The 8,463-nt window shown below is 60.6% G+C and carries 4 protein-coding genes; 1 reads left to right on the top strand and 3 read right to left on the bottom strand.

The genetic code is table 11. From position 1 onward, the window contains the following. The 3 genes from WBP53_RS09855 to WBP53_RS09845 form a co-directional block, all read right to left on the bottom strand. The coding region (locus WBP53_RS09855; RefSeq protein ID WP_423928415.1) for a WD40/YVTN/BNR-like repeat-containing protein at positions 1–907 on the bottom strand (907 nt) is incomplete at its 3' end. A gap of 478 nt (positions 908–1,385) precedes the next feature. Continuing rightward, entirely contained in the window at positions 1,386–4,280 is a 2,895-nt protein-coding gene (locus WBP53_RS09850; protein WP_423928413.1) for a WD40/YVTN/BNR-like repeat-containing protein, read from the bottom strand. 349 nt (positions 4,281–4,629) lie between these two features. Then, the gene (locus WBP53_RS09845) at positions 4,630–6,648 is read right to left on the bottom strand and encodes an FAD-dependent oxidoreductase (RefSeq protein ID WP_423928411.1); all 2,019 of its coding nucleotides are present in this window, start codon (positions 6,646–6,648) and stop codon (positions 4,630–4,632) included. A gap of 446 nt (positions 6,649–7,094) precedes the next feature. On the opposite strand from WBP53_RS09845, the gene WBP53_RS09840 reads away from it, so the two are divergent. Then, the coding region (locus WBP53_RS09840) for a bifunctional 2-methylcitrate dehydratase/aconitate hydratase (protein ID WP_423928409.1) at positions 7,095–8,463 on the top strand (1,369 nt) is incomplete at its 3' end.

Genomic DNA, 8,463 nt, shown 5'->3' with positions numbered 1-8,463 from the left:
CGCCTTCTCTGGCCGTGCCAACCCAGATTCGGGGCGTGCCGGGGTAGCCGGGATGCGCCGTTGCGGACAGGATATTTAAGGCGTCCCCGTCTGCATTCTCGAGTCCGTTGGATGCATTCCATATTGTCCAGTCAGGCATTGATGGCGTCACGTCGGCGGTATGTGCCAGCGACGTGCCGCAGCCGAGGAACACGCCGAGACTTCGGGTTGGATCAGCCATCAGGAACCGCTGGCCCGCACAACCGCCCGGCAGGCTGGCAAATTGGATACTGGTCCAGGTTGCTCCACCATCAAGGCTGAAAAAGACATTGCCGATGACATCGAGAATGAACACGTGTGCTGGTTCGGTAGCCGATGATGAGAGTGACTGGATTCCAGCCAATCCAAAGGCCCCCACGCCAAACAGCGATGGAACCCAACTCGCGCCTCCATCAGTGCTCTTGATCACTGAAGCGGAGTCAAAGTCGCCGGAGCCAGTGGGCCATTTTCCGGCATAGATGACACCGTCCTCGGCATACAGGATTCTGGTCAGGGTGAACGGCTGCAGTGAAGGTGTCGGGCCCGACCACGTGACGCCTGCGTCATGGGAAACGTAAATGCCGATTGAGGTGGCCAGCGCAACATCGGCAAAGCTACCTCGGCGCAGCGAAATATCAATGATGTTTTCCCCTGGCATCATGGGGTTTTTCAAAGCGTGCCAGGTCGCGCCGGCATCCGTGCTCTTGTACGGCGCGTTGTAGGTCGATGCGAAAATCACGGGAGACTGCGTGCCGAGAGTGAAGCTCTGGATACTGGCGGGTATGGGCAGGCCGACCTCGGAGCGCTGCCAGTGCAAGCCGCCGTCCGTGCTGCGGAAAAATCCCCCGCCACTGCTGGCAAAAACCATATCCGGATCGGCCTCGAACACGGCAACCTGACTGGCGTATCCGCCATACGGTCCTTGACTACTCCACCTTCCCGTTTCGGCGGCTGTGTGGCTGCAAGCCAATAGGAAGCCGAGTACAGCGGCAGTTGGCAACAAAGTACGAACTCGCGATAAATCAACGGTCATGAACCTGATCTCCCTGTCATGGCGAAAGGCATTGCGCTTCGTGTTGTCGACGCGCTTCTTGCAGACGAGTCAGTTGCGTCGTCGGCATGCCAATCGGGACGATGGGGAGAGGGGAATCGTCGCAGTCAGTTGTGACTATCTACATGCCACCAAATGTGCTCTTGTTGATGTCGAAGTACTTTTATCGAATTAATCCACGCGCACACCCGTACTGGTCCTGGCTGGCGGCGTGGCTGTGGCAATCGGCTTGCACAGAGCAAGCATCACAATGTGTGGCTTGCTCTGTGTACAGATCATTGCAGTCCGCGAATGATTCGCAGCCGTCCAGCGTAATTCATTCGAAACCGTTGTCGAACAGCGCCTCGGGCAGGTTCGCCGGTCCGCCGATGAAGAGAATATTGTTCGTGTCATCACGGTAGTTGCCCTGCAGACTTGCATCGATCACGAGCTCCCAGGTCTCTGCATCAATGCGTTGGGCGCCGCTGAACGAGTACCAGCCGAATGTTGTTGCGTCGCCGGGGACGCGCGGACCATAGTTGCGCCAGCGCCAGTTCGTATCGAAGTTGCCACCGTGGAAGGTCACCCGGACCGTCGCCTCGCTGCACGCTGGCAGCGAGAAGCTGACCAGGCCCCATGGCGCATGGCTGTTGCCAGCGCCGGCCGGATCCGGTGGATAGAGTTCGGCCTGAAGACTGGTGCTGTCGTTGAGCTGGTTGCAGGTTCCTTCGACGATTTCGATGGTTGAACGCACGATCGTACCGGCGGGCGCATTCATTCCTGCGGCAGCAGAGCTGCCTGTTGCAGACAGCGAGGCAACACCCGACTGGGTCGCATCCTGAATGCCATCGCCGTTGCCATCGCCTGCCAGGACACTGTTTTCCACGGCCGAGGGAGATCCATCGACATCTTCATCGGGTGTAGCCGTGTATTCCCATACGCCAGCCGTGGTACCGGCGACGATACGTGCGGGGTCACCAAGCGCGCGCGGCGGCATGGTCAGGGCAAGCGCGGCGTTGGTCGGCAGGCCGATGCTCAGCGAGTTCCAGGTCGCGCCGCCATCGGTGGTGCGGTAGACACCACCGGGGTCGGCTCCGTTGCCACCTGTGCCGGCATAGACGGTATCGCCGCTGGGGTCCATGGGGTCAATGAACAGTGCGCGGACATCCTGCCCGGCGATTCCCGTACTGACCTCGAACCAGTTCGCGCCGCCGTTTGTGGATTTGTAGATACTGCCGACTGGTCCGGTGTATTCGAAACTCGTCGCGCCTGCGTACAGGACCTGCGGATTGGCAGGATTGATGGCAAGTGCAAGCACGTCGTAATGGGATGATCCGGCTCCGGCGAGGCGGGGCAGGCCATTGCTGGAATGCACCCAGGTGGCACCGCCGTTGGTCGACTTGAAGACGCCGTTTTCCATGGTTGGAATGCTGCCGCCGTAGCTTGCGTTCCAAGCTGTCGTGGTACCGAGATAGAGAGTGGACGGGGTGACCGGATCGACGACCATGGATATGGCGATCGAATAGAGATAGTTGAATGCTCCGACCGGCCCGAGATCCTCGGGTAGCGGCAGTCCGGATTCCGATGCACTCCACGAAGCACCGGCGTCTGTGCTCTTGTAGACACGTGCGGACAGATAGGAGGTTCCCGGCGCGTCAGCTACGCCGCTGCCGGCAGCGTAGATGGTTTGCAACGGACTCGACCCCGCGACACAGGGAGGCGCAGCACACGATTGCGGATCAAGTACCAGGGCACGCACTGTCCCCATGTACGGGGTGCCGAAGACGGTGGAAATTCCGTTGTCGATGGTCGTCCAGGTATTGCCTGCATCGACGCTTTTGTAGATGCCACCGTCCCGGTTGCCGGGCATTGGAATGCCTTCGGACTTGCCTGAAGCATAGATCGTGAAGTTTTCTGCGGTGAATGGGTCGGCGTCGACCGTGGTCGGGTCGATTGTCATCCAGCGGACCTGCTCGGCGTTGAGGCCGGTCAGCGATGGCGCCCAGCTGGCGCCACCGTCGGATGACTTGAACATGGCTCGCGATGTCGAGAACGCATCGCCGTAGCCTGCAAGGATGACGGCGCCTGCAGGATTGGTATCAAGCGGATGAGCCGCCAGGGCGCGAATGTTCACCGACTCGTAGCCATTGTTGATCGGTGCCCAGCTCGTGCCATTGTTGGTACTGCGGAACAGGCCGCCGTCCGTGGTCCCTGTCCAGATCGTGCCGGTTCCCGGAAACGCGGGATGCACCGCTATGGCGCTGGCCTGCACCGGATCGCTGCCGTTTGCACTCAGCGAGTTGGCGGCGGTCCAACTGGTCCAGCTAGTAGTTGCCACGTCGGTATTCAGATGCACGCCGTTTGAACGGCAGCCGACCAGCAAACCGGAAGTCGCGGTCGGGTGCGCAGTGATGGATTCGATCCTTCCGCAATCTGCGCCGGATGAGGGTAGCGTCACGGTCGACCAGGTCGTGCCGCCGTTGTCGCTGGTGACCACGCTGTAGTTGTCGCCAGCGAAGATTCTCTGCGGATCCGTTGGGGAGGCGACCAGAAACTGGACTCCGAACAATCCCGGGGGTTGCGCAGCCAGGGGTGCCCAGCTCACGCCGCCATCGGTACTCTTGAGCAGGCTCGCGCCACCGAAAACGGCGGCATCGAAAAACTGAATGCCCAGGTAGAGAGCACCGTCGGCCGCAAACAGGATCTTGCTGAACTCGACACTGGTGCCGCCAGCGCCCGGCCCGATCCAGGTTCCCCCTGCATCGGTAGAAACATAGGCGCCGTCAGAAGTGGCCATGGCGATACTGTTGCTGGTTGAACGCCTGAGGTCGATATCATTGATATAGCCGCCGGCTGGGAAAGGTGTACTGATCGGAACCCAGAGGTCGCCACCGTTGCCGCTTCGATACAGACCGTTGATATCGGTCAGATAAAGGACGGGCGAACTCGTGCTTGTCGCCATTGCCCGGACATAAAGCGAGTCTGGCAGGCCGACTTCAATACGTTGCCAGGTGTTGCCGCCACTCAGGCTACGAAACAGGCCGCCCTTGCCTGCCGCAAACAGCGTGCTCGGCCCAGCCTCATATACCAACAGGTGGTATGTGGAACCGCCATACGGGCCGGTCGTGCTCCAACTGCCGACTGCGGCGATTGCAGTGGTGGCCGAGAAGGCGATGGCAAGACCCGTCAGGGCTGAACTGCGAAAGCGACTCTTGCAGGGGTTTCTGGACATGATCCTTACTCCACTCTAGGCATCTACCTATCCTAGAACGCAAAACGGCGGCGATGCGTGATGAAGGCGAGGGCGGGGATGTGAATCAGTCGACAAACAGTCTGGGTCCCGTATCACGATTGCCCAGGGAAATGACCACTTTTCGCTTTCCAGCGCAGGGCCATGGGAAAGCTGAACGAGCCTCCCGACGAGCGCAACCGCCGGACCCGATGGTTTGCCGGCCTTGCCACTTGCGTCCAGGGGCCGGCATCACGTTGGCAGGCATGCGCCGCATGCAGACCAATGATGGCTGCATGCGGGCGCGCCGAACCTGGTCGAGCGCGAGGGGCGCGACTCGACTGGAAAATGCCTAGAGCGCGGCTGCCAGGCGAGTGCCCTGGTCAATGGCTCGCTTGGCGTCGAGCTCGGCGGCCACATCGGCACCGCCGATTACATGAGTGTCGATTCCGGCGGCGATCAGTTCGTCGGCGAGAGTGCGGTTCGGTACCTGGCCGGCGCAGACAACCAGATTGTCGACTTCGAGCACCTGTGCCTCGCCATTGATGCGGATATGCAGGCCGGCATCATCAAATCGTTCGTAGGTCACTCCCCCAATCATCTTCACCTTCTTTGCCTTGAGCGTGGCCCTGTGGACCCAGCCGCTGGTCTTGTTCAGCCGCGCTCCTAGCCTGCCCTCTGTTCGTTGCAGCAGGTAAACCTCGCGCTCGGGCGGCTCGGGCTTTGCCGGAACCAGTCCGCCGCGATGCGCGATGGAGAGATCGACACCCCATTCCCGGGTCCAGCGCTCGATGTCGGTGGTGGGCGAGGGCGATTCCTCAACGAGGAATTCCGCGACGTCGAAGCCGATGCCGCCAGCGCCGATGATGGCCACGCGTTGGCCAACCTGTTTGTTGTGGCGCAGGACGTCGAGGTAGCTGAGCGCGCGCGGATGATCGCTGCCAGGCATGTTCAAGTCGCGGGGAGTGACTCCGGTTGCCACGATGACGGCATCGAAACCGGTTCGCTTGATTTCCTCGGCAGTGGCGCGCGTTCCCAGGCGCTGCTCCACTCCGGTATCGGTCAGGCGATGTTCGAAGTAGCGGATGGTTTCGTGGAATTCTTCCTTGCCCGGGATGCGCTTGGCCATGTTGAACTGACCGCCGATGGTATCGGCCTGATCGAACAGGGTGACGGCGTGTCCGCGCTCGGCCAATGTCGTTGCTGCAGCCAGACCGGCTGGCCCTGCGCCGATCACGGCGAAGCGCTTTTTCACGACGGCTGGCCTGATGACCAGTTCGGTTTCATTGCAGGCCCGTGGATTGACCAGGCAAGTTGCGTGCCTGTTCTGGAAGACATGGTCGAGACAAGCCTGGTTGCAGGCAATACAGGTGTTGATGCGGTCCGCACGCTGGTTGCGCGCCTTGTTGACCCATTCCGGATCGGCCAGCAGCGGCCGCGCCATCGAAACCATGTCGGCATCACCGCGGGCGAGAACCTGCTCGGCGACTGCCGGCATGTTGATCCGGTTGGTGGTGATCAACGGCAGTTTCACCTCGCCCTTGAGCTTGCGCGTGACTGCAGCGAATGCAGCGCGCGGCACCGATGTCACGATGGTGGGTACGCGCGCCTCATGCCAGCCGATGCCGGTGTTGATGATTGTTGCGCCAGCGGCTTCCACGGCCTTGGCAAGCTGGACCACTTCGTCCCAGCTTTGTGCATTGTCGACCAGGTCCAGCATCGACAGGCGATAGATGATGATGAAGTCGGACCCGACAGCCGCGCGCGTTCGGCGCACGATCTCGATCGGGAAGCGCATGCGTTTTTCGGCGCTGCCACCCCATTCATCCTCGCGCGTGTTGGTTCGCGCCGTGATGAACTGATTGATCAGGTAGCCTTCCGATCCCATGACCTCTACGCCGTCGTAGCCGGCATCCTGGGCCAGCTTCGCGCAGCCGACGAAATCATTGATCGTGCGCTCGACGCCACGCGTGGACAGAGCCCGTGGCTTGAACGGAGTAATCGGCGACTTGATCCTGGAAGCCCCGACTGAGAGCGGGTGATAGGAATAACGGCCGCCATGCAGGATCTGCATGCAGATGCGTCCGTTCTCGGCATGGGTCGCCGAGGTGATCTTGCGATGCCTTGCGACGTGCCATGGCATCGAAAGACGGCCGTCGAACGGCTTCAGCCAGCCCTCGATGTTTGGCGCGATTCCACCAGTGACCATCAAGCCAACGCCACCGCGCGCGCGCTCGGCGAAGTAGGTCGCCAGACGATCATAGTTGCTCGCCCGGTCCTCCAGTCCCGTATGCATGGAACCCATCAGTACGCGGTTGGGCAGGCTCGTGAAACCGAGGTCGAGGGGGGTAAACAGGTGCGGATATTCCACGGGCCTTCCAGATTTCAAACAGGCGTTTAAGATGCCAGTGAGCGCGCTCGCGGGCAAGGGGATCAACGGGGAATCGCCATATCCGGGCGGAATGGGTGGTCCTCATCGGGTGATGATCTGTACGCTATGAGCGGCTGGCCGTTGTTGCCGATTCGATCCGGTTGATGCTCGAAAAACGCTGATCGAAGTGCCGCCGACAATGATCGCGTGGCGATCACGGTGCAGAAGCTGGGCTTTCGCCGAATTGGCCTGGTTCGGCGATCCTGCCCGGCGCTTCAGTTTGGGAGTTGGAGTGCGGTTCACACACCCGAAACGGGCCGGGAATGGTTTCACTGGCTGCGATCAGGGCTCGGCGAGGCAGGATGTCATCTGGCACAATATGCGGCTGAGTGACCGGTTCCAGCGCGGGTCGCTTGTCTCCTACTCACCTCCAATGGAAGCCCATCATGTCCGGACACGACATTCGCTCGGCCGTCAGGCCTGAACCCGATCAGCCCATGGTCGATATCGCCAATTACGTCGCCGATTACGTGATTGATTCGAAGGAAGCCTACGATACGGCCCGCAACATGTTGCTGGATTCGCTGGCAACCTCGATGCTGGCGATGAAGTTCCCTGATTGCGTCAAGCATCTCGGCCCCATTGTTCCGGGCGCGACCTTGTCCGGTGGCGTGCGTGTTCCCGGTACCAGCCACGAACTTGACCCGGTCCAGGCGGCGTTCGCGATCGGTACGCAGATCCGCTGGCTGGATTTCAACGACACCTGGCTGGCAGCCGAATGGGGCCATCCGTCCGACAACCTGGGTGCGATCCTCTCGGTGGCTGACTATCTGTCACGCAAGGCCGAGCGCGAAGGCGGCAAGCCCATGACGGTGCGAGAGGTCCTGACCTGGGCCATCAAGGCGCACGAGATCCAGGGTTGCTATGCCCTGAAGAACAGTTTCAACCGCGTAGGACTTGATCACGTGATCCTGGTACGGCTCGCTTCGACAGCCGTCGCCACTGCCATGTTGGGCGGCAGCAAGGAGCAGATCGTCAATGCGGTATCGCATAGCTGGATCGACAACGGCGTGCTGCGGACCTACAGGCACGCCCCGAATACCGGCCCGCGCAAGAGCTGGGCAGCCGGTGATGCTTGCCGGCGTGCGGTAACCCACGCCTTCAATGCAGTCGACAAGAACGTGGTTGGCTATCCATCGGCCCTGACAGCGAAGACCTGGGGTTTCTATGACATCGCATTCAATGGCAAGGCATTCGAATTCGAGCGGCCATTCGGCAGCTATGTCATGGAGAACGTGCTTTTCAAGATCAGCTTCCCTGCTGAATTCCATGCGCAGACTGCCGTTGAATGCGCCATGCAGTTGCACGCACAGGTGGGTGGGCGCATCGACGAAATCGAGCGGATCGAGATGGAGACCCAGGAAGCGGGTGTCCGCATCATCGACAAGACCGGGCCGCTGGCCAACTATGCCGACCGTGATCATTGCCTTCAGTACATGGTTGCCGTGCCGCTGATCTTCGGGCGACTGGTCGCCAGCGATTACAATGACGATATTGCCGCCGATCCCAGGATCGATGCGTTGCGCGACAAGATGCAAGTCAGGGAGAACCCGCAGTTCACCAAAGACTACTTCGATGCCGACAAGCGCTTTATCGGCAATTCAGTGCAGGTTTTCTTCAAGGATGGCTCGAGCACGGAAAAGGTTTCGATCGACTATCCCATCGGACACCGCAAGCGCCGTGCCGAGGGCATTCCGGTCTTGCTGGAGAAGTTCGAAAACGCCATTCGCTCACACCTTCCCGACACCAATGTTG

Source organism: Dokdonella sp., from assembly GCF_049593775.1.
Taxonomy (GTDB): Bacteria; Pseudomonadota; Gammaproteobacteria; order Xanthomonadales; family Rhodanobacteraceae; genus Dokdonella.
Note: the sequence above shows the minus strand (reverse complement) of the source record. Positions and strands in the feature narration are given on the sequence as shown.